This is a genomic window from Plantibacter sp. AC185 (assembly GCF_979258065.1).
Map to the genome: position 1 here is coordinate 619087 of NZ_OZ409831.1, position 26753 is coordinate 645839.

The 26753-nt window shown below is 70.6% G+C and carries 24 protein-coding genes; 11 read left to right on the plus strand and 13 right to left on the minus strand.

Annotated elements, in window-relative coordinates:
- Positions 1-61: 61 nt before the first annotated feature.
- Positions 62-1321, plus strand: coding sequence for a phosphotransferase (locus ACZZZB_RS03005; RefSeq protein ID WP_192018195.1), 1260 nt, complete (start codon positions 62-64; stop codon positions 1319-1321).
- Here ACZZZB_RS03005 and ACZZZB_RS03010 read toward each other — a convergent pair.
- Both ACZZZB_RS03010 and ACZZZB_RS03015 read right to left on the minus strand, forming a co-directional pair.
- Positions 1231-4506 carry a UvrD-helicase domain-containing protein gene (locus tag ACZZZB_RS03010; protein ID WP_463528973.1) on the minus strand — a complete coding sequence of 1092 codons (3276 nt, stop codon included), beginning with the start codon at positions 4504-4506 and terminating at the stop codon, positions 1231-1233. The two genes, ACZZZB_RS03005 and ACZZZB_RS03010, sit on opposite strands and share 91 nt — an antisense overlap.
- Positions 4503-7688 (minus strand): PD-(D/E)XK nuclease family protein, encoded by a 3186-nt coding sequence (locus tag ACZZZB_RS03015; RefSeq protein ID WP_463528974.1) that lies wholly within the window; start codon positions 7686-7688, stop codon positions 4503-4505. Before ACZZZB_RS03015 ends, ACZZZB_RS03010 begins: the two co-directional genes overlap by 4 nt.
- A gap of 141 nt (positions 7689-7829) precedes the next feature.
- On the opposite strand from ACZZZB_RS03015, the gene ACZZZB_RS03020 reads away from it, so the two are divergent.
- Entirely contained in the window at positions 7830-8054 is a 225-nt protein-coding gene (locus tag ACZZZB_RS03020) for a DUF3107 domain-containing protein (protein WP_064296179.1), read from the plus strand.
- A gap of 2 nt (positions 8055-8056) precedes the next feature.
- Positions 8057-8356 carry a hypothetical protein gene (locus tag ACZZZB_RS03025; RefSeq protein WP_463528975.1) on the plus strand — a complete coding sequence of 100 codons (300 nt, stop codon included), beginning with the start codon at positions 8057-8059 and terminating at the stop codon, positions 8354-8356.
- 75 nt (positions 8357-8431) lie between these two features.
- On the opposite strand, the gene ACZZZB_RS03030 is transcribed toward ACZZZB_RS03025, so the two are convergent.
- Positions 8432-9151, minus strand: a complete 720-nt coding sequence (locus ACZZZB_RS03030) for a ferritin-like fold-containing protein (RefSeq protein ID WP_463528976.1) — start codon at positions 9149-9151, stop codon at positions 8432-8434.
- A gap of 136 nt (positions 9152-9287) precedes the next feature.
- Between ACZZZB_RS03030 and ACZZZB_RS03035 the strand changes: the two genes are divergently transcribed.
- The gene (locus ACZZZB_RS03035; RefSeq protein WP_194601715.1) at positions 9288-10847 is read left to right on the plus strand and encodes a DEAD/DEAH box helicase; all 1560 of its coding nucleotides are present in this window, start codon (positions 9288-9290) and stop codon (positions 10845-10847) included.
- Positions 10848-11085: 238 nt separating this feature from the next.
- On the opposite strand, the gene ACZZZB_RS03040 is transcribed toward ACZZZB_RS03035, so the two are convergent.
- A complete protein-coding gene (locus tag ACZZZB_RS03040) occupies positions 11086-11940 on the minus strand; it encodes a PHP domain-containing protein (RefSeq protein ID WP_085510529.1) in 855 nt (284 codons plus the stop codon).
- 82 nt (positions 11941-12022) lie between these two features.
- Between ACZZZB_RS03040 and ACZZZB_RS03045 the strand changes: the two genes are divergently transcribed.
- Positions 12023-13060, plus strand: coding sequence for an endonuclease/exonuclease/phosphatase family protein (locus ACZZZB_RS03045; protein WP_463528977.1), 1038 nt, complete (start codon positions 12023-12025; stop codon positions 13058-13060).
- A 41-nt stretch (positions 13061-13101) separates the two neighbouring features.
- On the plus strand, positions 13102-14499 hold the full coding sequence (locus ACZZZB_RS03050; protein WP_192018198.1) for an aminopeptidase P family protein: 1398 nt from the start codon (positions 13102-13104) through the stop codon (positions 14497-14499).
- A gap of 42 nt (positions 14500-14541) precedes the next feature.
- On the opposite strand, the gene ACZZZB_RS03055 is transcribed toward ACZZZB_RS03050, so the two are convergent.
- Positions 14542-15045, minus strand: coding sequence for a YflT domain-containing protein (locus ACZZZB_RS03055; RefSeq protein WP_194644365.1), 504 nt, complete (start codon positions 15043-15045; stop codon positions 14542-14544).
- Positions 15046-15113: 68 nt separating this feature from the next.
- Between ACZZZB_RS03055 and ACZZZB_RS03060 the strand changes: the two genes are divergently transcribed.
- The 3 genes from ACZZZB_RS03060 to ACZZZB_RS03070 are packed head-to-tail and all read left to right on the plus strand — an operon-like array spanning position 15114 to position 18115.
- Positions 15114-16427 (plus strand): magnesium transporter MgtE N-terminal domain-containing protein, encoded by a 1314-nt coding sequence (locus tag ACZZZB_RS03060; protein ID WP_463528978.1) that lies wholly within the window; start codon positions 15114-15116, stop codon positions 16425-16427.
- Positions 16405-16947 carry a DUF1003 domain-containing protein gene (locus ACZZZB_RS03065; protein ID WP_071261025.1) on the plus strand — a complete coding sequence of 181 codons (543 nt, stop codon included), beginning with the start codon at positions 16405-16407 and terminating at the stop codon, positions 16945-16947. Before ACZZZB_RS03060 ends, ACZZZB_RS03065 begins: the two co-directional genes overlap by 23 nt.
- Complete coding sequence (locus ACZZZB_RS03070; protein ID WP_463528979.1) at positions 16940-18115, plus strand: Mrp/NBP35 family ATP-binding protein; 1176 nt, start codon at positions 16940-16942, stop codon at positions 18113-18115. Before ACZZZB_RS03065 ends, ACZZZB_RS03070 begins: the two co-directional genes overlap by 8 nt.
- 35 nt (positions 18116-18150) lie before the next feature.
- Here ACZZZB_RS03070 and ACZZZB_RS03075 read toward each other — a convergent pair whose 3' ends face one another.
- Positions 18151-18591, minus strand: a complete 441-nt coding sequence (locus tag ACZZZB_RS03075) for a Sec-independent protein translocase family protein (protein ID WP_079705542.1) — start codon at positions 18589-18591, stop codon at positions 18151-18153.
- Between the two features lie 71 nt (positions 18592-18662).
- On the opposite strand from ACZZZB_RS03075, the gene ACZZZB_RS03080 reads away from it, so the two are divergent.
- On the plus strand, positions 18663-19295 hold the full coding sequence (locus ACZZZB_RS03080; protein ID WP_463528980.1) for an O-methyltransferase: 633 nt from the start codon (positions 18663-18665) through the stop codon (positions 19293-19295).
- A 92-nt stretch (positions 19296-19387) separates the two neighbouring features.
- Here the strand turns inward: ACZZZB_RS03080 and ACZZZB_RS03085 are convergent, their stop codons facing one another.
- From ACZZZB_RS03085 to dapE, 3 genes are all read right to left on the minus strand, one after another.
- Positions 19388-19561 (minus strand): DUF3117 domain-containing protein, encoded by a 174-nt coding sequence (locus tag ACZZZB_RS03085; protein ID WP_079002123.1) that lies wholly within the window; start codon positions 19559-19561, stop codon positions 19388-19390.
- A gap of 103 nt (positions 19562-19664) precedes the next feature.
- Positions 19665-20888 (minus strand): hypothetical protein, encoded by a 1224-nt coding sequence (locus ACZZZB_RS03090; RefSeq protein ID WP_463528981.1) that lies wholly within the window; start codon positions 20886-20888, stop codon positions 19665-19667.
- Positions 20878-21975 (minus strand): succinyl-diaminopimelate desuccinylase, encoded by a 1098-nt coding sequence (gene dapE, locus ACZZZB_RS03095; RefSeq protein ID WP_229938661.1) that lies wholly within the window; start codon positions 21973-21975, stop codon positions 20878-20880. Before dapE ends, ACZZZB_RS03090 begins: the two co-directional genes overlap by 11 nt.
- A gap of 51 nt (positions 21976-22026) precedes the next feature.
- Between dapE and dapD the strand changes: the two genes are divergently transcribed.
- Positions 22027-23004 (plus strand): 2,3,4,5-tetrahydropyridine-2,6-dicarboxylate N-succinyltransferase, encoded by a 978-nt coding sequence (gene dapD / locus ACZZZB_RS03100; protein ID WP_071261031.1) that lies wholly within the window; start codon positions 22027-22029, stop codon positions 23002-23004.
- Positions 23005-23092: 88 nt separating this feature from the next.
- Here the strand turns inward: dapD and ACZZZB_RS03105 are convergent, their stop codons facing one another.
- The 4 genes from ACZZZB_RS03105 to ACZZZB_RS03120 all read right to left on the minus strand — a co-directional run bounded on the left by ACZZZB_RS03105 (position 23093) and on the right by ACZZZB_RS03120 (position 26554).
- The gene (locus ACZZZB_RS03105; protein WP_064296340.1) at positions 23093-24352 is read right to left on the minus strand and encodes a citrate synthase; all 1260 of its coding nucleotides are present in this window, start codon (positions 24350-24352) and stop codon (positions 23093-23095) included.
- A gap of 179 nt (positions 24353-24531) precedes the next feature.
- Positions 24532-25653: a succinyldiaminopimelate transaminase gene (dapC, locus tag ACZZZB_RS03110; protein ID WP_463528982.1), complete on the minus strand. Its 1122-nt coding sequence runs from the start codon at positions 25651-25653 to the stop codon at positions 24532-24534.
- Positions 25654-25657: 4 nt separating this feature from the next.
- Entirely contained in the window at positions 25658-25981 is a 324-nt protein-coding gene (gene fdxA / locus ACZZZB_RS03115; protein WP_079705538.1) for a ferredoxin, read from the minus strand.
- Positions 25982-26020: 39 nt separating this feature from the next.
- The gene (locus tag ACZZZB_RS03120) at positions 26021-26554 is read right to left on the minus strand and encodes a hypothetical protein (protein WP_192018200.1); all 534 of its coding nucleotides are present in this window, start codon (positions 26552-26554) and stop codon (positions 26021-26023) included.
- Positions 26555-26753: the final 199 nt, after the last annotated feature.

Genomic DNA, 26753 nt, shown 5'->3' on the forward strand with positions numbered 1-26753 from the left:
ACAACCTCTCTGAGGGCGTGGCGAGCGCGGCTCACCGGGACGGCCCCGTACCCTGGATGTCATGGCCAGATCCCATCTCACTCTAGCCGCGTTGGCCACCTCGGCCGTCGCCGACCTCCAGGTCCGCGGGTCCGGCGCGCACACCGCCGGCGGCGAGGGGAACTACGACGCAGCCCGTCTCGTGACGGCCGACGGGCGCGAGCTCATCGTGCGCATCCCGACCTCACAGCAGGCCGAGACGGAGCAGTCCGCGGACCTCATCGCCCTTCGCGCACTCACGCCCGGTATCCGCAGCAGGTTGCCCTTCGACGCTCCAACCGTCGTGGGCCAACTGCCCGTCGACGGCACTCGCGCCGTCGTGCTCGACTTCGTGGCTGGCAGTCACCTCGACCCGACCGCGCTCGGCCGCGACGAGGTCCTCTCCGACTCGCTCGGTGCCGCGGTCGCCGCGATCCACTCCCTCCCGACGGCCTTCATCGCGGAAGCGGGCCTCCCGCTGCTGTCCACCGAGCTCATCCGGGCGGACGCGCACCGCATCGTGTCCCGCGCCGCCGAGACGAGGCTCCTCCCGACCGCCGTCCGGGAGCGCTGGCAGGCGGCCGTCGAGGACCACTCACTCTGGCAGTTCCAGCCCACCGTCATCCACGGATCCCTCGCCGCCGACCGGGTGCTCGTCATCCGTCAGGACGGCCACGGACTCGTCAACGGCGTCATCGAATGGGGCTCGCTGCGGGTCGGCGACCCGGCCCTCGACCTCCACTGGATCGCGACGCTCGGCGCGACCGGCGAGCAGGCGCTGTCCGCCTACGCGGCCTCGTGTTCCCGCGGACCCGACCGCTTCGTCACGCTCCGCGCCCGCCTCTACGCGGAACTCGAGATCGCCCGCTGGCTCCTGCACGGCCGCGACAGCCATGACGAGACCATCGTCGAGGACGCGGTCGCGATGCTCGACGGGCTCGTCGACCGCGTGCTCGGCGACGTGACGGACCCCCTCGGCACCACGACCGGACCCGTCCTCGACGTCGACGAGGTCGAGGACATGCTCGACCGCACGCCGATCGGCTCGTCCTCCCCCGGCATCGCCATGCAGACCGACACCTATGACCGGTCAGAGCTCGAGCGCGCCCTCGGCCGCGATCCCGGCGGCTCGGACGACGACGACACCGACGACGGTGAGGCCGACGAGGATCGCGACCACGCCGGAACCGACGCGGACGCGAACGCCACGGATCAGATCGACACCTCGTCGTTCGAGCTCTGGGACTCGGCGGCCTCCCCGAAGGACCGCTCCCACTCCGACAGGAGCTCCTCCTCCGAGTAGAGGCGTTCCGGCCGGAGCTGCACGTCGTGGCTCACGTAGTAGAGCACGGCGTCGATGCGCTCGGGGTCGACCTCCCGGTGGTGCGCGTACGCCAGACGGTAGAGCGCGAGCTGGAACGAGGCGTTCCGCACGTCCTCCGGCGTCGTGGGTACCGCGCCGGTCTTCCAGTCGACGATCTCGAACCGGTCCCCGCGCTCGAACACCGCGTCGAGCTTGCAGACCACCACTCGTCCGGTGTCGCCGAGCGGCACGTGGATCTCGGTCTCGACCTCGATCGGTCGGACGTCCGCCCATTCCGAGGCGAGGAACCGCTCGGTGAGCTCGTCGAACCCGATCCCCTCCGACGCGTCCGGCCCCGGGCGTTCGACGTCGAGCTCCTCTGGGAGCGCGTCGACCAGCTCCTGCAATCCGAAGCGTCCGTAGTGCGCCTCGACCCACGAATGGAACCGGGTCCCGAGGCGGGTCTGCCGGTAGGGCCGCTGCGGGACGGGGCGACGCAGACGTTCGAGTGCGGCCTCCGGTTCCGTGACGAACTCCTTGAACTTGGACGCGGGGATGCGCACGGGGAGCTCACCGCGCGCGGTCGTCGTCGCGGCACGGCGTCGTTCCTCGAGGAGCAGCGTCAGCTCGTTCTCGAGGGGGCCGAGGGTCGCCAGCAGCTCGGACTCGGACCGCCCGCGCCGCTGGTCGACCTCGGCCGCCGCCCGCTCGACGACGCTCCGACGCGCGCCGAGCGGATCGAGTGGCCAGTCGAGGACCGCGGCACCGGAGTCGACCGGGTTCTCCTCGAAGGCGGAGGCGGCGGGGAGCGGTGCGATGACGCCCGCCGAGGCCAGCTCCAGGAGGTAGGTGCTCGCAGCACGGGGCCGCTTCCGATCGCCCGACCAGAACGAGCCGGTGAGCAGGAGGTCGTGCTTGGCGCGGGTCACCGCCACATACGCGAGCCGGCGTTCCTCGTCGAGCGCGCGTTCGCCGAGCGCTTCCGAGAAGGCGAGCTGAGCGTCGACGACCTCCTTCCGCGTCTCGGCCGTCCGCCAGGCGAACTCCGGCAGCTCCGCTGCGTCGCCTCGGAAGTCGTACGGCAGCGTCCCGAGACGGACCCAGCCTTTGCCGTCCTTTGGTTTGGCTGGCAGTTCGTCGACCACGAGCCGCGGGATCGCGACATGATCCCACTCGAGGCCCTTCGAACCGTGGATGGTGAGCAGTTGGACCGCACCCTGGTCGGGTGCGTCGCTCGCCGGTCCGAGGTCGTCTCGGGCGAGCGAGCGGTCGATCCACGCCAGCAGGCTGCCGAGCGTCACCTGCTCCTCCGCCTGGATGAACGAGATGACCTCGTCGTGGAACGCCTGCAGTCTGGCCGGAGCGCGCGCCGCGGAGCCGGTCGACTCGTTCGCGACGACCTCGATGTCGAGCCGCAACTCGCGCTCGACCGCTCTGACGAGATCGGGGAGGCCGCTGCCCGCACGACGCCGCAGGGAGGCGAACACCAGTCCGGCCTCCCGAAGACGCGAACGCGCCTCGTCGGTGAACCCGGCGGCGAGGCCGGCCGGCACGCGGTCGGCGGCGATGAAGTCGAGCGCGTCGATGATCGACCGCCCGTCGTCGTCGGCGACCGACTCACGGAGCCGGGCGGCCAGTTCGGCGTCGTACCGCTTCGTCTTCCAGTCGATGGCCTGCAGGTACCGGGCCACCTCCACGAGGTGTCCGAGGTCGTGGACGCCGATCCGCCAGCGAGGCCCGCTCAGGAGCCTGATGAGCGAGGACCCGGCACCGGGATCGTGGATGACCCGCAGTGCCGCCGTCACGTCGACGATCTCCGGTGAGGAGAGCAGACCGCCGAGGCCGAGGATGTGGTGGGGGACGCCGAGCGCGGCGAGGCCGTCGGCGAACTCCTGCATCGGTCGGCGCGCCCGGAACAGGATCGCGGCCGAACCGGCCGGGTCTCCCCCGCGTTCTGCGAGCAACCGGTCCGCGCACCACTCGGCGACCATCCGGATCTCCTCGGCACCGGTCTCGGGGAACTCGACGGCGAGGGAGCCCGCCCCGGCGCCGGGCTTCGGCTCGAGGTCGAGGACTCGCAGCTTCCCCGCCGTCTGCGCCTGCTGCTGCAACGGGCGGACGAGGACGTTCGCGGCTTCGAGGACCGTGCGGTCGTTCCGCCAACTCGTGGACAGGTTGAACTGGGTGGCGGCGACCTCCCGACCGAAGTCGCGGGAGAACCGTGCGAGGTTCGCCGCGCTCGCGCCGCGCCAGCCGTAGATGGACTGGTGCGGGTCGCCGACCGCCATGACGGGGTGGTCGGCGAACAGGGTCGACAGCAGTCTGGTCTGCACGACCGAGGTGTCCTGGTACTCGTCGAGCAGGACGACGCCCGCGCGATCGCGTGCGACGGCGGCGACCTTCGGCGAACGTTCGCAGGCGGCGAGCGCGAGGGCGACCTGGTCGGAGAACTCGACGAGTCCCTGCCGGCGCTTCTCGTCGGCGTAGCGGTGCGCGAGGTCGAGCAGGACCGGCAGGGCACCCACGACCTCGACGGCCTGGTCGATCTGCGCGTAGGCCCCGCGACCGCCGTCGGGGAGCTCGCCGATGCCGACGAACCGTTCCACGAAGCCGAGCAGCTCCTCGGTGGTGCCATCGATCTCGGCGAGCTCGTGACTCAGTGAGAGGACGAGCTCGGCTACCTGGTCGACGGACTTGCCGAGGGTGGCGAGCCGGTCGTCTCCGTGTCGGACCACGACGCGCCTCGCGAGTCGCCAGGCGGACGCCTCGGACAGCAGGACCGACTCGGGCTCACGGCCCACCAGGAGGGCGTTGTCGCGGAACAGGGCGTTCGCATAGGCGTTGTAGGTGGACACCTCGGGACGGTCGAAGAGCGCGTCGGCCGCGGGATCCAGGATCCCGATGTCCTGCAGGGCGGCGATCCGCTTGCCGATCCGCGCCGCCAGCTCGCCCGCGGCCTTCCTGGTGAAGGTGAGCCCCAGGATCCCGTCGACGTTCACGTGCCGGTTGGCGAGCAGCCACACGACGCGTGAGGCCATGGTCTCGGTCTTCCCGCTCCCGGCACCGGCGACGACGAGTACGGGTGCCATGGGGGCCTCGATGACCTCGACCTGCTGCGTCGTCGGTTGTGGGAGGCCGAGCAGGCCGGCGAGCATCTCGGCCGAGTAGGTCTCCTCCGTGCTCACGAGCTCACCGCCGGGACGACGTGGATGGCGCACTCGCCGAACGCGAACGGGTCATGACAGTGGGTCCCGACGCGGGCCTCGAACACCGCGCCGGCCATGCCGACCGCGTCCGCCAGAACACGCTCGCGGAAGCGCTCGAGGGCTTCGTCGTCGAAGGCGGGCTGGGCCGGGTCGTAGTACTCCTTGCGCTTCGTGCCGGCCGACACGACGATGAGCTTCGCGCCACCGCTCAGCAGCCCCTCAGTACCGGTGATCGCACCGGACGCCAGCGCGAGCTGGTAGGCACCGAGCTGCGCCATGTCGGCGACCTCCCGGTCCTGTCTGGGCGCCGAGCCGCCGGTCTTGAGGTCGGCGATCACGACGCGTCGCGTCCCGTCGGCGTCGGGCACGAGTTCGACGCGGTCGATCGAGCCGCCGAGCACGGCCGCGCCGCCCAACTCACCGATGGGGATGCGGAGGCTGAACCGGCTCTCGTTGCCGATCGAGGTCACGCCCGCCCGCTCCGCGTCGTGGAGGTACGCCGACAACCGGTGGACGAGTTCCGCCGCACGCCGTTTCGTCGCCGCGCCCTCCCAGGCCGCCTCGAAGTGGAGTTCGTCCCAGCGGTCCTCCACCGCTGCCCAGAGCGCGGCCTCGTCGGAGGACTCGGCGTGTTCGAGCGCGGCGTGCACGATCGTGCCGAGCCCGGAGGCGAACCCGGAGGCTCCGCCGCCCAGTCGGGCGATCGCCCAGTGCAGTGGGCACTCCTCGAAGGCCTCCATGCGGGACGGGGAGACCGGCAGCTCCTCGACGGCGGGGTCGTGCAGCGGTGCCGTCGAGCTCGGTGCGGCCACGCCGTACCACTCTTCGGTCGGAGCGCCGGGGACTCCCGCTGTCGCGAGGATGGCCAGGGCCGAGGCGGACGCGGCACGCTCGGCCGGGTCCGCGGGGCGGATCCGGCGGGTGAGCGAGCGACGCAGGGTGCCGACGAGCCCCCGGAGCGACAGGGGCGACAGGGATGCCCGGTGCGGATCGGGTTCCGGGAGCAGCGTGAGGAACGGGCTCGCTTGGTGGTCGTCGTCGACGACCGCGACCACCATGAGCGACCGGTGCGCACGGGAGGTCGCCTGGGCGAAGAGTCGGAGCTCGTCGTGGAGGACGGCGCGTCGTGCGTCCGCCGTCGCCGTGGCCGTGCCCTCCAGCAGCTCCACAAGCTCCGAGGCGCCGAGCAGTGAGTCGCGGACCCGCAGGTTGGGCCACACGCCGTCCTGCATGCCGGCGACGACGACCGTGTCGAACGCGGTCCCGACCAGGGCCGCGGGCGTCGCGATCGTGACCGCCTCCCGGAGGCCCGTCGGCGCGAGGGAGTCGTCGCCGACCGTCTGTTCGAGCAGGCGGTCGAGGAAGACGGAGGCCGGGGTGTCGGGCTCCGCCTCGACGAAGGTGCGTGCCGCATCGGCCAGCTGGGTGATCGCGTCGAGGTCGCGGTTCGCCTCCTCGGCGGCCTGACCGCTGCCCTTCGACAGCGAGACCCAGGAGCGCTCGAGCCTGCTCCGCGACCAGAGGCCGTAGACGAGCTCCTCGGCCGAAGCGCCCGCCGCCGCCTGCGCGCTCGCCTCGGCAAGGCTGTCGGCGAGTGAGCGGGCGCGGGCGGCGGAGGGTGTCTCGAGTCCGATGAGTGCACCGGGGACGGCGAACGCCTCTTCCAGCAGGCGGTCCGCGCTGCGGTCGAGGCCCTCAGCGAGATCGGCGTGCCGGAGCGCTGCCCGGAGTCGCCTGACCCCGATCGAGTCCAGTCCGCCGAGCGCGCTGTGGAGGAGTTCGGTCACGACCTCGGCGTCGAGCGGCGTCCGTCCGAGCGCCACCGACATGGCGAGGAGGACCGACCTGACGAACGGGTGGTCGCGCAGCGGTGCTCCGCCGGTGCTCGCCCGGGTGGGCACCTCGAGGGAGGACAAGCCCCGTTCGATCGCCGGGATCAGCCCGCCGCTGCGGACGACCACCGCCATGTCGGCCCACGCGACGCCGTCGAGGACGTGGCGCTCGCGGAGGAAGCGTGCGACGACCGCGATCTGCTCGGCCGGGGAACCGGCCGCCACGGTGACGACGGAGTGCTCGGGGGCCTCCGCGTCATCGACCGGTGGCGCGGTCGTGCGATGGAGTCCGGCGCCGGCCGTGCCGATGCGTTCGGCGACGCCGCGGATGGTCGCCCGGATGTCCGGCGTCCCGCGGTGGACCTGCCCGAGGACGAGCGTGTCCACCGGGCGACCGAGCACCTCGGCGAACCGCCCGAGCGCGTCGGCTCGGGCACCGTGGAAGGCCCCCGTCGTGAGGTCGGGGTCGCCGAACGCGACGATCGTGACCCCGTGTCGGGCGAGCGCGGCGAACAGCTGCAGGACGCCGTGGGTCGCCTCCTGGGCGTCGTCCACGAAGACCACCCGCAGGCTGCCGAGCACGCCCGTTCCCGGTTCCTGTTCGTCGAGGAGCCGAACGGCGCGGGCGAGGGCCGCCGCGGGCGTGAGGTGTCCGCGCCAGTCGTCGGCGAGGAACCCCTCGATGAAGCCCGCGGACGCGACCCACTCGGGACGCCCGTGCTCCGTACCGAGCCGACGCAGCTCGGCAGGCGCGACGTCGTGTTCGACGCTGCGTTCCATGAGGTTCCGGAGCTCGGTGCGGAACCCCTGCAGGCGCCTGACCTCGGGACCGAGCTCGGCGAGCCACAGTGGACCGGTCGCGTCCTGTTCGTCACCGAGGAGTCGCTCGGCGATGGTCTGGTCCTGCTCGCCGCCCGTCAGCAACCGTGGTCGTCCTGAACCGGCGAACGCCCCGGAGCCCGCGATGACCTCGAGCGCGAGGGAGATGGCGGTGCGCGCCAGGGATCCGGGTGTGGCGCGCGCGACCCGTGCCTCGAGGCGGTCGCGGAGGACCTGCGCCGACGACCGGGAGGAGGCGATGACGAGCACCTCGTCGGTACGCAGACCGCGCGAGTGCACGCGTTCCGCCACCGCTTCGATGAGCGTCGTGGTCTTGCCCGTGCCGGGAGCCCCGAGCACGACGGCGGACCGGTCGTCCGCGAGCCGCAGCACGGCATCCTGCGAGTCGTCGAGCCGGACGCCCGTGCCGACAGCCGGGTCGCCGACGGGCGCGCGGTCCGCGTCACGAACCGCACCCGTCGGATCGTCGGAGGCGTCGGGAACCGTCATGGTCCGCACGTTACCGGAGCCTCCCGACATCGCCGCGACGGCCGACCGGCGTTCCGCTGTTCGCTGACAGCAGCCGACCCGCGCCGGTCGGAGGACCACGACTCCCGTAGTCTTGCCCTACGCAACCGAAAGGCACTCAAGGTGGAAATTCGCATCGGAATCCTCAACAGCCCTCGCGAGATCGGCTTCGAGACCTCGCAGCCGGCGTCGGAGATCGAGCAGGCGGTCAAGACCGCGCTCGAGACGGACGCCAAGCTGCTCGCACTCAAGGACGACAAGGGCACCAGCTACCTCATCCCGACCGCGGGCATCGGCTACGTCGAGCTCGGAACCGAGGAGTCCCGCCGCATCGGATTCGTCGGCTGATCATGGAACTCCTCTTCGTCGTGCTCGGCGGTGCCATCCTCGGTCTCGCCGTCCGCTACCTCCTGCCCGGCCGCGACCAGCACGGGGCCGCGCTCATCCCGGCGGTCGCGACGCTCGTCGCCGCCGTCGTCTGGGTCGCGGCGACGTGGGCCGGCATGGCGTGGGACGGTGGCTGGATCTGGGTGCTCGCCTTCGGCGCGTCCGTCGTCGTGAGTGTGCTGGTCGACCTCGTGCTCGTCCGCGTCCGCACCTCGTCGGACGAGGCGATGCTGACCCGCTTGCAGCAGGGCGTCGCCGCCTGACCCGAAGCGCTCGATCGATCGACGCCGTCGCTCCACCAGGAGTGGCGGCGTCGTCGTGTCGGAGGGGACGACCGGTCAGGCCGTGAGCCCGAGCGCGTCCATCCGTCTGGTGTGGTTCGCGATGAGCTCCGTGTAGACCGGTTCGACCCGGGCGTCGTCCGGCAGCGCCTTACTCTCGGTCACGAGGGCGGACCTGGCGACGAGCATGGTGTCGCCGAGCAACCGACGGCCCCACATCGCGAGCGTCGAAGCTCGCTCGGGGTGCGTTGCGATCACCCGGTGCAGGATCCCGACGAGCGGGTCCTCCTCCGGACCGGGGGCGACGATCGCAGCCAGGTCGCGGGCGTCCGCCCCGTCCAGGCCGCGCGCGAGCTGCGCGAAGAACTCGTCGAGGAAGCCCCGCGCCACGAGGACGCCCAGCAGGAGTTCGTCCCAGGTGCCGGTTCGCAGGATCGCCTGGAACTCGTCCCGCGTGCGTGCATAGGGTTCGAGCACGGCGCCCGGGTCGTCGCTCGTCCGGCGGAGCCAGGCGAGGAGCGCCTGGTGCTTGCGCAGCGCCGTGGCAGCGGCCTCGGCGACGGTCTCCCGATCGGCGTCGTTCGGAGCGTGCTCGACCGCGAACGACAGCGTCATGAAGAACCCGAGCTGCAGTTGCGCCACCTGACCGAGGTAGTCGGCGGTGCCGGGCGCGAGCTCGTGCAGGTCGACGCGGGTCGCCTGGACGGCGTCCTCCCGCGAGCGCAGACGAGGCGTCTGGGTGCCGGGACGCCGACGTCGTGCAAACCAACGAGCCATGCGACCACCCTATCCGCAGCGCGCCGATCGCCGTGTTCCGCGCGCCCAGCGGCCTCTCGGGGCGTCCCGGGTAGAATAGCCGTGCCCCGGCGTCGGATCGGGGCCCTACACCTGTGTGCAATCGAAGGTGTAGACCATGACTGCACTGACAGGTATCTCCGTGACTTTCTCTGATCTCGGTGTCGACCAGGACATCGTCGACGCCCTCACGACCAAGGGCATCATCGAACCATTCCCCATCCAGGAGCAGACGATCCCCCTCGGGCTCGCCGGCCAGGACATCATCGGCCAGGCCAAGACGGGTACGGGCAAGACCTTCGGGTTCGGCATCCCGATCGTCCAGCGCCTCGGCCTCGACCCGGCTCCCGGCGTCAAGACCCTCGTCGTCGTCCCGACCCGTGAGCTCGCCGTCCAGGTGTCCGAGGACATCGAGATCCTCATCTCGAACCGGTCGACGACGCTCGTCTCCATCTACGGCGGCAAGGCCTACGAGGGTCAGATCGAGCAGCTGAAGGCCGGCGCTCAGATCGTCGTCGGCACGCCCGGCCGACTCATCGACCTCAACAACCAGCGCCTCCTCGACCTCTCGGGCATCACCGAGATGGTGCTCGACGAGGCCGACAAGATGCTCGACCTCGGCTTCCTCGCCGACATCGAGAAGCTCTTCTCCAAGACTCCCGCCGCGCGTCACACGATGCTGTTCTCGGCGACCATGCCCGGTCCGATCGTGGCCCTGGCCCGCCGCTTCATGAGCAAGCCGATCCACATCCGCGCGAGCGACCCCGACGAAGGGCTCACGCAGGCCAACATCAAGCACCTCATCTACCGCGCGCACTCGCTCGACAAGGACGAGGTGATCTCGCGCATCCTGCAGGCCGAGGGTCGCGGCAAGACCGTCATCTTCACGCGGACCAAGCGTGCCGCCGCGAAGCTCGTCGAGGAACTGACCGACCGCGGGTTCAACGCCGCGGCGGTGCACGGCGACCTGAACCAGGAGCAGCGCGAGCGGGCGATGGCGTCGTTCAAGGCCGGCAAGCGCGACGTCCTGATCGCCACCGACGTCGCCGCCCGTGGCATCGACGTCGACGACGTCACCCACGTCATCAACCACACGATCCCCGAGGACGAGAAGACGTACCTCCACCGCGTCGGCCGCACCGGTCGCGCCGGGAAGACGGGTATCGCCGTCACGTTCGTCGACTGGGACGACCTCCACAAGTGGGCGCTCATCAACCGCGCCCTCGAGTTCGGTCAGCCGGAACCGACGGAGACCTACTCCTCGAGCCCGCACCTGTTCACCGACCTCGGGATCGCCGAGGGCACGAAGGGCCGGCTGAAGCCCGCCAAGGCCGTCGAGCCCGCTCCGCGGCGCGAGGGTTCGCGGAGCGCAGGCGGACGCGACGGTTCGCGGACCGGCGGCGGACGCGAGGGTTCGCGGACCAGCGGCGGTCGCGGTGGTGAGCGCGGCGGACGCGGAGGCGACCGCACGCAGCCGACCAGCACCCGGCTCGAGTCCCAGCCGAGCACCCGCGCTCACTCGCGGACGCACGACGCCGCCTCGACCGACACCGTCGACCGCAGCGCGCCCGCAGCAGGCACCCACGACGGCCACGGTCCGGAGCACCGCGACGGCAACAGCGCTCCCCGCCGTCGGAGCCGGACGCGCCGCACCGCTCCCCCGGCCCCCACGGCGTAGATCCGCCACGCAGAACGCCCGCACCCTTCCGGATGCGGGCGTTCTGCATGTCGCGAGCGCTGCGCTCGACACGGTTGGTGACCGGAGGATACCGGTCCCTGAGCCTGTCGAAGGGTGCTCCGACCGGCGTCCCCTCACATCCGCTGCGTCCCCGTGGGCACCTCGACAAGCTCAGTGACCGGGAGAAGTACACCCCGGTCCCTGAGCGTGTCGAAGGGCACTCCGGACGCGCCGCAGATCAGTCGGGCAGGACCGGCGCCGAGCCGGTGGCCTCGGCCACGATACGCCGGACCACGTCGATGTCCGTGGTGTTCTCGCCGAGGCGGTTCGGCTTACCGGTCCCGTGATAATCGCTCGAACCGGTCGCGACGAGGCCCAGCTCGGAGGCGATCCGCCGCACGACGACCTTGCCCTCCTCGGTGTTCTCGCGATGCTCGATCTCGAGCCCGAACAGGCCCGCGTCGGCGAGCTCACGGAAGTACGGCTCGGGCAGCATCCGGTCGCGGCCGGCCGGGACCGGGTGGGCGATCACGGGGACGCCACCGGCGGCGCGGACGAGCTTGACCGCGGTGAGCGGGTCGGGCGCGTAGTGCGGCGCGTAGTAGCCGGTGCGCGGATGCAGGATGCCGTCGAAGGCTTCGCCACGGTCGGCCACGATCCCGAGGGCGACCAGGGCGTCGGCGATGTGGGGCCGTCCGACGGTCGCACCTTCGCGGGTCTGCGCGAGGACGTCCGCCCAGGACAGCGGGTAGTCGCCACCGATGCGTGCCACGATGCCTTCGGCCCGCCGGAGCCGGGACTCCCGGATCTTCGCGGTCTCCTGGAGCAGGTCGCCGTTCAACGGATCGATGAGGTATGCGAGCAGGTGCACGCTCCGCCACTCGTAGCGGGTGCTCAGTTCCATTCCGGGGAGCAGGGTGATGCCCTGGCGGCGCGACTCGACGGCCGCCTCGGCCCAACCGGCGGTGGAGTCGTGGTCGGTGAGGGCGATCGTGCCGAGCCCCGCGGCACCGGCAGCGCGCATCAGCTGCGTCGGCGTCTCCGTGCCGTCCGAGACGCTCGAGTGCGTGTGCAGATCGGCGGGGCCGTGCATGTCTCGAGCGCTCACCACGCTTCCACCCTAGTCGCAGGTCCTGCCCCGAGGACTCCCAGACCGCTCGCCTACGCTGACGCGGGTGCTGAAGACCGTCGGTGGCGTCATCGCGGCCGTGCTCGCGATCGCGACCACGGCCCTGCTCGTCGTCGCCGTCCTCCCCGGGCTGTTCGGTCTCGAGCAGGCCCAGGTCGTCGTCCAACTGAGCGCGTTCCGCCTCCTCGTGGCGATCGCCGCCGCGGGCGGTGCCCTCCTCTGCCTCGTGACGGCGATCCTCGTCCGGGGATCCCGGCGGGTGCTCCCCTCGGTCCTGGCGGTCGTCCTCGCCGCGGTCTCGGTCACCGGCGCCGTCGTCACAGCCAACCGCGGGGTCGACGACCAGATGGTCGCCGGAGAGGCGACCGACCTCGCGGATCAGGTCACGGTCCTCGCCTGGAACACCCTCGGCGACGCCGTCGACCCCGGGACGATCGCGGCGATCGCGGTGCGTGAGGGCGCCGACGTCGTCTCCCTGCCGGAGACCTCGTCCGACACCGCGGCGGTCGTCGCCGCCGCGATGACCGCCGCCGGACGGCCGATGGTCGCGCATTCGACCGACGCCGACGCAGGAGGGACGAGCCTCCTCATCAGCACCGGACTCGGCGAGTACGCGGTCCGTGCACCGACGGCGACCGGCCCGACCGCCATCGAGCGCTCGGAGACCCTCATCGCCGATCCGGTCCTCGGACGCGGACCGACCCTCGTCGCCGTCCACACCACGGCCCCACTGCCGAGTCGGCTCGACGACTGGCGCGCGGAACTCGCCGATCTCGCCGACCGCTGCACCGACGACGCGGACGTGATCATGGCCGGTGACTTCAACGCGACGCTCGACCACCTCGCCGGGTTGCGCGGCGTCGGCGATCTCGGCGCGTGCCACGACGCCGCCGCAGCCGACGCGGCAGCCGGGCTCGGTACCTGGCCGACCGAGCTCCCGGCGGTCCTCGGCGCACCGATCGACCACGTCATGGCGACACCGGGATGGGTCACGGTGTCGGCTCACGTCCTGACCGACGTCGACGGCACGGGCAGCGATCACCGACCCGTGGTCGCGACGCTGCTCCCCCGCACGGCGAGCTGAGCGTCGGGCGCCTGTCGCGACCGCAGTGCGACAATGGAGGTATGGCGACTTCCGCAGACACATCCAGTTCGAACACCGTCCAGACCGAGGCGACCTCCAACCGGGCGGCCGCCTGGTCCGAGGGCTTCCGTGCCTTCATCGGCACCGGGTGGGCCGACCGCCCCGAGGTCCTGCCAGAGCCGCGGGAGACCGCCGGCCTCGCGGCGGCTCGTCGTGAACGCCTCTCGGCCCAGTTCCCCGGTCAGCGTCTCGTCCTCCCCGCGGGCGGGATGAAGCAGCGGTCGAACGACACCGACTACCTGTACCGGGCGCACTCCGCCTTCTCGTACTACACCGGCTGGGCGGCCGACACCGAGCCCGACAGCGTCCTCGTGCTCGATCCCGAGGAGTCCGGCCACACCGCGACCCTGTACTTCCGCGAGCGAGCGGGCCGCGACACCGACGAGTTCTACACGAACGCCGCGATCGGCGAGTTCTGGATCGGTGCGCGTCCGTCGCTCGCCCAGGTGGCCGCCGACCTCGCGGTCGCGACCGCCGACCTCTCGGCGTTCACGGCCGACGCCGCCGATCTCACGGTCGACGTCGACGACGACCTGACACGCGCAGTGTCCGAGATGCGCCTCGTGAAGGACGCCTACGAGATCGCGCAGATGCGTCTCGCCGTCGACGCGACCGCGCGCGGCTTCGACGACGTCGTCGCCGAACTCCCGAAGGTCCTCGCTCACCAGCGCGGCGAGCGCATCGTCGAGGGCGTCTTCGCCGGGCGGGCTCGCGCCGACGGGAACGGCGTCGGGTATGAGACCATCGCCGCCGCCGGACCGCACGCCTGCATCCTCCACTGGACGCGCAACGACGGACGGGTCGTCCCGGGCGACCTCATCCTCATCGACGCCGGCGTCGAGCTCGACAGCTACTACACTGCCGACATCACCCGCACGATCCCGGTGTCCGGCACGTTCACCGAGGTCCAGCGCCGGGTCTACGAGGCCGTCCGTGAGGCGGCCGACGAGGCCTTCGCCATCGTCCGCCCCGGCATCCGGTTCCGCGAGGTGCACGCGGCCGCGATGGCGGTCATCGCACGCAAGACCGCCGAATGGGGCCTGCTCCCCGTCACCGCCGAGGAAGCGCTCCTGAAGGAGAACGAGCAGCACCGGCGGTACATGGTGCACGGGACCAGCCACCACCTCGGCACCGACGTGCACGACTGCGCCCAGGCCCGCCGCGAGATGTACGCCGACGCCGTGATCGAGCCCGGCATGGTTTTCACCATCGAACCCGGCCTCTACTTCCAGGTCGACGACCTCACGGTCCCCGAGGAGTACCGCGGCATCGGCGTCCGGATCGAGGACGACATCCTCGTCACCGAGGACGGCGCCGAGAACCTGTCGGCCGGCATCCCGCGCACCGCGGACGAGGTCGAGGCCTGGCTCGCGCGCTGAGCCCGGCCGCCGGGCGACGGCTCGGAGCCTGACGCGGCTGGATCAGCCCGCGTCGGTCTCCGGGCCGCGCTCCAGGAGGTTGCGTGCGCGGTTCGCGAGCTCACCGCCGACGATGAGGTCGTAGCGCGTCGCCACGACGAGCGTGGCCGAGGTGTACTCCTGCCGCTTGCGGGTCACCGAGTACGACACGATGCCGAACAGCATGCCGAACGCGGCACCCATGAGGACCGCGGCGCCGAGCAGCATGAGGTTCGTCTCGGGGTTGAAGATGACGAGGACGAGCCCGAGGAACAGTCCGAGCCAGGCACCGCTGACCGCACCGGCTCCCGCAGCACGGCCGTAGCTGAGGCGACCGGTGACGCGTTCGACGCTCTTGAGATCACTGCCGACGATCGAGATCTCCTTGACCGGGAAATCGGTGTGGGCGAGCGACGAGATCGCGGCCTGCGCGGACTCGTAGCTCTCGTAGCTGGCCACCATCTCGCCTCGCGGGATGACGCCGAGCGCCGGGGCGCCCTTCCGGCCGAACTGTCGCGGATCACTCATGCCTCCATCCTCTCACCCCGCCCGGAGCGGGCACTCCAGGCCGACCACCGGCGGGTAGGTTAGTAGTCGTGAGTGCAACCAGAGTGTTCGTCGCCAGGCTCGCCGGGTGCACCGTCTTCGACCCCGCGGGCGATCGTGTCGGCAAGGTCAGGGACGTGCTCGTCGTCTACCGCACCGGCAAACTCCCGCGGGTGGTCGGCCTCATCGTCGAGATCCCCGGGAAACGCCGTGTGTTCGTGTCGATCGGCCGCGTGACGAGCATCGGCGCCGGGCAGATCATCACCACGGGACTCATCAACGTCCGCCGGTTCGAGCAGCGCGGTGGCGAGGTGCGGGTGATCGCCGAACTCTTCGGCCGACGCGTCGTCTTCCGCGCCACCGGCGAGGAGGCGACGATCGAGGACGTCGCCATCGAGGAGCAGGGTCCCGGCGAGTGGCAGGTGTCGCAGCTGTTCGTCCGCCGCCCGAAGACCACCGCCTCCCCATTCGTAAAGGGCCCGACGACCTTCGCCACCTGGAACGAGCTGCGCGAGGAGCAGGAGCTCGGCGAGGCCCAGTCCGCCGAGCAGCTCATCGCGACCTACGCCGACCTGAAGCCGGCCGACCTCGCGAACACGCTCCTCGACCTCCCGCGCGACCGGATGATCGAGGTCGCGGAGGAGCTGTCTGACGACCGCCTCGCGGACGTGCTCGAGGAGATGCCCGAGACGGACCAGGTGCAGATCCTCGCCCAGCTCGACGACGACCGCGCGGCCGACGTCCTCGATCAGATGCAGCCGGACGATGCGGCCGACCTCATCGCCCAGCTCCCCGAGGACCGCGGTGAGCACCTCCTCGAGCTCATGGAGCCGGAGGAGGCGGAGGACGTCCGCATGCTGCTCCGGTTCGACCCGGAGACCGCGGGTGGCCTCATGACGACCGAGCCGATCATCCTCTCCGCCGACGCCACCGTCGCGGAGGCCCTCGCGTCGATCCGACGCTCCGAGCTGGCACCGGCGCTGGCGGCCGGCGTCTGCATCACCCTGCCGCCGTACGAGTCGCCGACGGGACGCTTCCTCGGAATGGTGCACTTCCAGCGCATGCTCCGCTACCCGCCGCACGAGCGCCTCGGGACCCTGCTCGATCAGAGCCTCGATCCGGTGGGCGTGCGGACCTCCGCCGCCGAGGTCTCGCGGATCCTCGCGAGCTACAACCTCGTCCAGGTGCCCGTCGTCGACGAACAGCACCGGCTCCTCGGCGTCGTGACGATCGACGACGTCCTCGACTACCTGCTCCCGGACGACTGGCGCAGCATCGACGAGAACGATGAACTCCCGGCGTCGGAACAGCGGCTCGGATCGAACGGAAGGAGGGCAGGTCGTGGCACGAGCTCCCCGCAATGAGGTCCGGCTCGACGCTCCGAAGGGGCTTCGGAGTTCCGTCCGTTCCATCCGCCGCGCCCCGGCCTCGCGCGACCGCTTCGGCCGGTTCACCGAGTGGATCGCCCGGGCGATGGGCACGCCGTGGTTCCTCCTCGGCCTCACCCTCTTCGTCATCCTGTGGATCGCGTGGAACACCTACGGTCCACTCGCCCTCCGGTTCGACTCCGTCGACATCGGCTTCGTCGCCCTGACCCTCGTGCTGTCGCTCCAGGCCTCGTACGCGGCGCCGCTGATCCTGCTCGCTCAGAACCGACAGGACGACCGCGACCGGGTGCAGATCGAGCAGGACCGTCAGCGGTCCGAACGCAACCTCGCCGACACCGAGTACCTCGCCCGTGAGGTCGTCGCCCTGCGACTGGCCCTCAAGGACATGGCGTCGAAGGACTTCATCCGCGCCGAGCTGCGCTCCCTGCTCGAGGAACTCGATCGGGATCGCACCGACCAGCCCGAACACGACGGGCCCGAGCGTCGGCGTGGCTGACGCCGGCGCGGCTGACATCGGCCTCGCCGAGCGGATCAGGACCGCGCTCGCCCGCGTCATCGACCCCGAGATCCGCAAACCGATCACCGAGCTCGACATGGTCGGCCCGATCACGGTGGACGACACCGGTGCCGCCGATGTCACGATCAAGCTCACGATCGTCGGCTGCCCGGCAGCGACGAGCATCGAGCGCGACGTGCGTGAGGCCACCGCGGCGACCCCCGGGGTGACGAGCGTCGCGGTCGACGTCCAGGTGATGACGACGGCGGAGCGTCAGGCACTCACGGAGCGCCTGCGTGGCGGCCGCAGCGCCCGCGGCATCCCGTTCGGCCCGGAATCACTCACCCGCGTGTACGCCGTCACAAGCGGCAAGGGCGGTGTCGGGAAGTCGACGGTGACCGCGAACCTGGCCGTCGCACTCGCCGCCAGCGGCCTGCGGGTCGGCCTGGTCGACGCGGACGTCCACGGGTTCTCCATCCCGGGGCTCCTCGGACTGGTCGAGAACGGCTTGGCCGTCAAACCGACGCAGGTCGGCGACATGATCCTGCCGCCCGTCGCCCACGGTGTGAAGGTCGTCTCGATCGGCATGTTCATCGACGCACCGACGGACGGCACCACCGCCGTCGCCGTCGCCTGGCGCGGACCGATGCTCCACCGCACCATCCAGCAGTTCCTGACCGACGTGTTCTTCGGCGACCTCGACGTGCTGCTCCTCGACCTCCCGCCCGGCACCGGGGACGTCGCCATCTCCATCGGCCAGCTGCTCCCCCACGCCGAGGTGCTCGTCGTCACGACACCGCAGCCGGCCGCCGCCGAGGTGGCCGAGCGCAGCGGCGTGGTGGCGCGCCAGACCGGGCAGCGCGTCCACGGCGTCATCGAGAACATGGCGGGTCTCCCCCAGCCCGACGGCAGTGTCCTGCAGCTGTTCGGCTCCGGGGGTGGCGAGGCGCTCGCAGAGCGGTTGTCGATCGGCCAGGACGCCCCGGTACCGCTCCTCGCCTCGGTCCCGCTCAGCGTCCCGCTTCGAGAGGGTGGAGACGCGGGGCTGCCGATCGTGCTCTCGGATCCGACGGATCCCGCGGCGGCCGAGATCCTCCGCCTGGCCGGTCAACTCGCTGCGAGACCGCGTGGGCTCGCCGGTCGTCGTCTCGGCGTCAGCACGAACTGAGCCGTCCGGGCCGGACGTGTGCGACCGAAGCGGACTCAGGTGGCTTCGAGGTCGAACGGCGGCGCGGCGGTCTCGCCGGCGGCGAGTCGGCGCAGGCGCTCGTCGGTCGCTGCCTGGATCGACTTCGGCTTCTCGAGCGACGGAACGGCGGCAGCGGCGGCCGCGGCTGCGGGAGCCGCGTCGAGCGGAGCGGTCGTCGCGACCGTCGGCGTCACCGGAGGCTCGTCGTCGAGGAGCGCCTCGCGGATGATGCGTCTCGGATCGTACTGACGCGGGTCGAGCTTCTTCCAGTCGACCTCGTCGAACTCCGGCCCCATCTCCTCGCGCATCCGGTCCTTGGCGCCGGAGGCGAGGTCTCGGAGGGTGCGGACGAGTCGCGCCAGCTGGGAGGCGTAGTACGGCAGCCGTTCCGGACCCAGCAGGAACACGGCGATGACCCCGATGATGAGGAGTTTGTCGAAGGTCAGACCGAACACGACATCAGACTACCGCGCGAGCCTCAGCTGTCGGAGCAGTTGCAGGCCATACGCTGGGATCCGGAGGCAAGGTGTCAGAACACAATCTCAATTGGAAGTACGCGGGCGACGTCGTCGTCGAGGGCGCGGCGATGCTCACGGCGCGCGCTCACGCGCACGAACTGGGTGTCGAACCGATCTCTCCCGCGATCGGCGCGCAGATCGCGGTGGTGGCCGCGGCCACCCGCGCGGAGTCCATCGTCGAGGTGGGGACCGGCACCGGCGTCTCCGGGCTCTGGCTGCTCCGCGGTGCCACGAGCGCGGTGCTGACGTCCATCGACACCGAGATCGTGCACCAGCAGCAGGCACGCGCGGCGTTCACGGAGGCCGGCATCACGACCAATCGCATCCGCCTCATCACCGGCAGCGCGCTCGACGTCCTGCCGCGGATGAACGAGAACTCCTACGACCTCGTCCTCGTCGACGGCGACCCGGGATCGGTCATCGAGTACGTCGAGCACGGACTCCGTCTGGTGCGTCCCGGCGGCACCGTGCTCGTCCCGCATGCGCTCTGGCGAGGCCGCGTGGCCGATCCGGCTCAGCGGGACGAGACCACAGGACTCTTCCGCTCGCTCGTCCAGGAGATCTCCGCGTCCGACGCGGTCGTCAGCGCCCTGTCCCCCGCCGGCGACGGCCTCCTGCAGATCACCAAACCGAACCTCTGAGCCCTCCGCACGACGACGAACCGGCCGCCATCCTGACTCTGAGAGCAGTGATGACGGCCGGTTCTCGGCTCATGCGGCGTCGGTGACGGGGATCAGCCCGCGCTCACCACACCCGCGAGTGCATCATGCAGTTCTTGAGCCTCTGCGTCGTTGACCGACACGACGAGACGCCCTCCCCCTTCAAGAGGCACTCGCACGATGATGAGCCGACCCTCCTTCACGGCCTCCATTGGCCCGTCTCCGGTGCGTGGCTTCATTGCGGCCATGCGAGTCCCCTCTCGTTATTCGACTGACCCCCATTATCTCGTATCACGGGGGCTCGTGATAATCCTGAGCGCGGCGAGGCGCAGGATGACGCCGGATCCGCACTCAGGGAATGGTCCAATACGCGTTCGCGAGGCCGTACATGACGAAGATCCAACACCATTGCAACGCCAGCGAGACGATGACGACGCCACCGCGATACCAACGGTTCCGTGGGACGGCGACCGCACCGAGGAGTGGGAAGACCGGTACGAGCAGCCGGAAGACACTCGTCTGCGGGAAGAACACCGCGAAGAGGTAGAGGAGGTACGACCCCACCCACAACCGGAGGTCGACACCGAGCCGGCGCACCGGCGGGAGGAACAGGAGCACGACGGAGCCGACGAAGATCGCGGCGACGACGGCGATGCCCGGACCATCCCCGAACCAGAACTGACCGCCCTGGATCCAGGCCGAGAACGGGACGAGGGGCTGCTCCCCGATGAATGCGGCCCGCCACGCCAGCTCCGTCTCGAGGTACGCCTCCGGCGTCCCGGTGACGAGACCGGCGATGACCATCCACGCGAATCCGGCGAGGGCGGCGAGGGCCCCGCCCGCGAGGATGAGGACGACCTCCCGGCGCGCGAGCGGGTCGCGGTGACGGGTGACGATCCGCACGATGAGATGGAGGCCCAGCAGGAGCGAGAAGGCCAGGACTCCGGGACGGGTGAACGCCATGACCGGGATGACCGCGAGGAGCCAGCCGTACCGGCGCGTCACGAGCAGGAGCAGTGCGAGCGTCAGCAGCAGCAGGAACATCGATTCCGCGTAGGCGACCTGGAACACGGCGCTGAGCGGGGCGATGCAGAACAGTACGACGGCGAACATCGCCCGCTCATCGCCGAGACGGATGCGCAGGAGCCGGTGGAACAGCAGAGCCGCCCCCAAGCCGCAGCACAACGAGACGATCACGGCCATGACCGGCCACGGCAGGAAGGTGACGACCGAGAGCGCCTTCACGCCCCCCGGATAGACCGGCATGAACGCCCACGCGTTCTCCGCGACCCGGCCGGCGTCGTCGAGCGGCAGCTGGGTCGGGTAGCCGTACGTCGCGATCCACCAGTACCACTGTCCGTCCCAGCCGGCGGCGAGCGTGCCGAGCGAGGGGAACGCGCCGAACCGGGAATCCGGCGCCTGCAGCAGACTCGCGACCGCGAACATCGCGGTCGTCACCAGGCGGGACAGCACGTACACGATGGTGATCCGCCCCCACCAGCGCAGGCGGGCCCAGCGCCGGAGCATCGACGGCCGCTCCTCGACCTCGGTCGAGTGGGCCGCGTCAGCGACCATCGGGCCCGGTCAGCCAGGCGCGGAGCCCGCGCTCGCAGTCCTCGATGTGCGCGAGCGGGACGCGCTCGTCGTCGGCATGGGCGAGGAGCGGGTCACCCGGTCCGTAGTTGACGGCGGGGACGCCGAGTGCGGAGAAGCGTGCGACGTCCGTCCAGCCGTACTTCGGGGCCGGTGTGCCGCCGACCGCGGCCAGGAAGTCCTGGGCGATCGGCGCGTCGAGCCCGGGACGAGCACCCTCCGCGACGTCCGTCTGCACGACCTCGAAGCCGGAGAAGAGCTCCTCGAGGTGGGCGAGCGCCTCGGCACCCGTCCGGCTCGGAGCGAAGCGGTAGTTCACCTCGACGGTGACGAGGTCGGGGATCACGTTCCCGGCGACGCCGCCGGTGATCCCGACCGCGTTGACGCCCTCCCGGTAGACGAGCCCGTCGACCTCGACCTCCCGTGGCGTGTACGAGGCGAGCGTCGCGAGGACCGGGGAGATCGCGTGGATCGCGTTGACGCCGACCCAGCTCCTGGCCGCGTGCGAGCGCTTACCGTGGGCGCTCACGTGGACGCGCAGCGTTCCGTTGCAGCCACCCTCGACGCCGGCGTTGCTCGGCTCGCCGAGGATCGCGAAGTCACCGACGAACAGGTCGGGACGGTTCCGCGCGAGACGCCCGAGGCCGTTGAGGTCGGATGCGACCTCCTCGTTGTCGTACCACATCCAGGTGATGTCGACGATGGGATCGGTGAGCTCAGCCGCGAGCTTCAGTTGGACCGCGACGCCGCCCTTCATGTCGACCGTCCCCCGACCCCAGAGCACCGCCTCGCCGTCGCGCTCCTCGAACCGGGTCGGGACGTTGCCGTTGATCGGGACGGTGTCGATGTGGCCGGCGATGATGACCCGCTGTGCACGCCCGAGCGAGGTGGAAGCGACGACGGTGTCGCCGTCGCGCACGATCGTCAGGTGCCCGAGCCCCTCGAGCGACGCCTCGATCGCGTCGGCGATGCGGGCCTCATCCCCCGAGACGGAGGCGATGTCGCACAGCTGCTGGGTGAGTTCCACCGAGGAGACGGACAGGTCGAGTACGGGGACTTCGGCTGGCATGGCACCAGTGTATTGGCCGTCGGCCTGAGTGTTGGCCGGTACCCTGGAGCCATGACCGCTGCGCCTGCCGAGACCCCTGTTCCGACTCACGCCTGGGGCTCCGGCCTCGCGACCATCGCCGCCGACGGCACCGTGCTCGACACCTGGTTCCCCGAGCCCTCGCTCGGACGGATCCCCGAGGGCCGCGACCGCTGGATCGCCCCCGCAGACCTCGAGGCCCTCGCGACCGACGACGAGCGCCGGGCCGTCCGCATCGACATCGTCACGGTCGAGATCGAGCTGCAGGCCGCTCCGCAGAGCACCCCGGACGCCTACCTGCGGCTGCACCTGCTCAGCCACCTGCTCGTCCAGCCGAACACGATCTCGCTCGACGGCGTCTTCGCGCACCTCCCCATCGTCGTCTGGACCAACGCCGGCCCCGTCCACCCCGCGGACTTCGACCGCCTCCGACCGTCGCTCCTCCGCGCCGGCATCCACGCGACCGGCATCGACAAGTTCCCGAGACTCCTCGACTACGTGACGCCCGACAAGGTCCGGATCGCCGACGCCTCACGCGTCCGGCTCGGCGCCCACCTGGCACCGGGCACCACCGTCATGCACGAGGGCTTCGTCAACTTCAACGCCGGGACCCTCGGCGCGTCGATGGTCGAAGGACGCATCTCGCAGGGCGTCGTCGTCGGCGACGGCAGCGACATCGGGGGTGGTGCGTCGATCATGGGGACGCTCTCCGGCGGCGGGACGCAGCGGGTGGCGATCGGTCAGCGCGCCCTCCTCGGCGCCAACTCAGGCATCGGCATCTCGATCGGCGACGACTCGGTGGTCGAGGCGGGTCTCTACGTGACCGCGGGCACCAAGGTCGTCCTCGCGGGTGCTGCGGCCACGGCCGAAGGCGCGCCGCGTACGGTCAAGGCGGTCGAGCTGTCGGGTGTCCCGAACCTCCTGTTCCGTCGGAACTCGCTCACCGGTGCCGTCGAGGTGCTCCCCCGCTCGGGCTCGGGCGTCGAGCTGAACGCGGCACTGCACGCCTGACCCGGCCTCCCGGGACGCAGAACGGCCCCGCATCCGAGGTGGATGCGGGGCCGCCCTTCGACAGGCTCAGGGACCGAACCGGAGGGGACTAGCGCGTCGGGAAGGGACGCTCGGGCGAACCCGTGTACAGCTGCTGCGGGCGCCCGATCTTGGTCTGCGGGTCGAGGTTCATCTCACGCCAGTGGGCGATCCACCCGGGCAGGCGTCCGATGGCGAAGAGCACCGTGAACATCCGCGTCGGGAAGCCCATCGCCTTGTAGATGACGCCGGTGTAGAAGTCGACGTTCGGGTAGAGCTTGCGCTCCTTGAAGTAGTCGTCCTCCAGGGCGATCTGCTCGAGCTCCTGAGCCAGGTCGAGCAGCGGGTCGTTGATGCCGAGCGCCCGGAGCACCTCGCCGGCGCTCTCCTTGACAAGCTTGGCGCGCGGGTCGTAGTTCTTGTAGACGCGGTGCCCGAAGCCCATGAGCTTCACGCCGTCTTCCTTGTTCTTCACGCGGTCGACGAAGCGCTGCACGCCCTCGCCGGACTCCTGGATCCGGCCGAGCATCTGCAGGACAGCCTCGTTCGCGCCACCGTGCAGCGGACCCGACAGGGCGTTGATACCGGCGGACACGGAGGCGTAGAGGTTCGCGCCAGTGGAGCCGACGAGGCGGACCGTGGAGGTCGAGGCGTTCTGCTCGTGGTCCTCGTGCAGGATGAGCAGGAGGTCGAGCGCCTTCGACAGGACGGGATCGATCTCGTACGGCTCGGCGAGGTTGCCGAAGTTCAGCTTGAGGAAGTTGTCGACGAAGCTCAGCGAATTGTCGGGGTAGAGGAACGCCTGCCCGACCGACTTCTTGTGCGCGTAGGCGGCGATCACCGGGAGCTTTGCGAGCATGCGGACCGTCGTGAGCTCGACGTGGTCGGGATCGTGCGGATTGGCGTCCGACTCGTAGTAGGTCGACATGGCCTGCAGGGCGCTCGACAGGACGGCCATCGGGTGCGCCGTGTGCGGGAGCGCCGAGAAGAACCGCTTGAGGTCCTCGTGGAGGAGCGTGTGGCGCCGGATCTTCTCGTCGAATCCGCCGAGTTCGTCGGCCGTCGGGAGTTCCCCGTGGATGAGCAGCCAGGCGACCTCGAGGAAGGTCGACTGCTTGGCGAGCTGCTCGATCGGGTAGCCGCGATAGCGCAGGATGCCCTGGTCGCCGTCGATGTACGTGATCGCCGACTTGGTCGCAGCGGTGTTGACGAACCCGTAGTCGAGCGTGGTCAGGCCGGTCTGCCGCGTGAGCGAGGAGATGTCGATACTCGACGCGCCCTGGGCTGACTGGTGGATCGGGAATTCGGCCGTTCCGCCGGGGTAGTTCAGGGTGACCTGATGCGTCTCGGTGGAAGCCTGTTTCTCGACGTCGCCCACGGCGCCTCCTCATATCTTTGTGCGATAGGGACTCGACATCGCCCTCCGATACGACGGCGTGTCACATACAGCCTAATCGGCTTCGGACCCTACTGCTGTTTCCCACAGTGATCCGGCGACTTCCTTGGAGTTCACCCCGAAATCGGGCGGAGTCCGCGAAGTCTGGCCGCGGCGGCCGCGATGCGCTCGTCTGAGGCGGTCAGGGAGAGCCGCACATGTTGCGGTCCGGCCTCGCCGTAGAACACCCCTGGACCCGCCAGGACACCGATCGATGCCAGGCGGTCGATGCTCACCCAGGCGTCCTGGCCCTCGGTGATCCACAGGTACAGTCCCGCCTCGCTGCGGTCGACCCGGAATCCGGCCTCGCGGACGGCCGGGAGCAGCACCTCACGACGGGCGCGGTAGCGGGCCTTCTGCTCCGCCACATGGGCGTCGTCGCCGAGCGCCGCGACCATGGCGGCCTGCAGCGGGGCCGGCAGCATGAGACCCGCGTGCTTCCGGACGGTGACCAGCCGACGCACCAGGCGCTCGTCGCCCGCGAGGAACGCGGCACGGTAGCCGGCCAGGTTGGACTGCTTGCTCAGGGAGTAGATCGCGAGGACACCCTCGGTGTCGCCGTCGGTCACGCGTGGATCGAGCACGGACGGGGTCGGCGTGTCGGACCATTCCCCCTCCCAGCCGAGTTCCGCGTAGCATTCATCGCCCACGAGGACGGCGCCGAGTTCGCGGGTTCTGGCTCGGGCCGCACGCAGCTCGTCGACCGACAGGACACGGCCGTCGGGGTTGCCGGGGGAATTCAGCCAGACCAGCCGGGTGCTCTCCGGCCATTCGGCGGGGTCGTCGGAGGCGAACGCCTCGGCTCCGGCGATCGCCGCGCCGACCGCGTACGTCGGGTAGGCGGCCACCGGGTGGACCACGGTGTCGCCGGCGCCCAGGCCGAGGAGGAAGGCGAGCAGCGCGACGAGTTCCTTCGAGCCGATCGTCGGGAGGACGGCGTCGAGGGTGAGCCCCTCCACACCACGACGGCGCGCGAACCAGTCGACGATCGCCTGCCGGAGTTCGGGCGTCCCCACCGTGGTCGGGTACGCGTGTGCGTCCGTGGCCGCCCGGAGCGCATCCCGGATGAGGCCGGGAGTCGGATCGACCGGTGAACCGATCGAGAGGTCGACGATGCCGTCGGGGTGCCGACGGGCCTGCTCCGCATACGGGACCATGAGGTCCCAGGGGTAGTCGGGCAGCGGCTGCAGTGCCACGCGACTACTCGTGGGCTTGTGGCGGCAGCGCGGCGATGAGCGGGTGGTCCGAGGGGATCACGCCGACCTTCGCGGCCCCACCCGGGGAACCGATCTCGTCGAAGAACTCGACATTGGCCTTGTAGTAGTCCGCCCACTCCTCGGGAAGGTCGTCCTCGTAGTAGATGGCCTCCACCGGGCAGACCGGCTCGCACGCACCGCAGTCGACGCATTCGTCGGGGTGGATGTAGAGCGACCGTTCACCCTCGTAGATGCAGTCGACGGGGCATTCGTCGATGCAGGCGCGGTCCTTCACATCGACGCACGGCAGGGCGATCACGTAGGTCACGGGCGGGTGGCTCCCTTCACGAGCACTGAGTTGTCCAGTCTACGCCTGCGGCGAGACGGGGAACGGTTCGGGCGCCGGTCCCGCGGGACGGTCGTCGCGCGTGCGGGCGCGCTCCGGGAGCTTCGGCCACGCCACGACGAGGACGGCGATGAGACCGGGGGCGATGGTCCAGACGAGGCCCGAGACGCTCTGCGGGATGAGGACGGAGCCACCGGTGCTCTCGAGCAGCAGGATGCCGATCATGAGGATGACCCCGAGCGCCGCTGCCGACGCTGCGAGCCGGTCTCCCAGGACGATGCGGAGTCCGACCAGGAGCATGGCCACGCCGAGGATCCCGAGCACCAGTCCGACCGGGAGGGAGACACCGAGGACGGAGGGCGCCCAGGCGTGCGCGACCGTGCCGATGGCGCCATATGCCAGACCGACGAGGAACGCGAGGACGATCCCGATCACCCGTGATGCTGTGGACTGCTCGTGCGGGGCGTCCTGCTGCGCCGCTGTCGGCGGGAACCAGCGGTCGTCGCCGGCCGTGCGGCCGTCTGGGAGGCTGGGGTCGGGGGCCGGATCGGTCATCCGCCGATTGTATCTGGACAGCCTCAGCATCAGGCACTATGGTCGACGTCGGATAAGGTTAGCCTTACCCAACCGCGTTCCGAAGTCGCAGCGCCCCGCCCGGACCACGGTCCCCGCCCGGCGCGCCCTCGGATGCATCCCCACCCCGCAGACGACGGCCTCCCCCGGGCGACCGCCTGCTCGACGCCCGAAAGTCCGG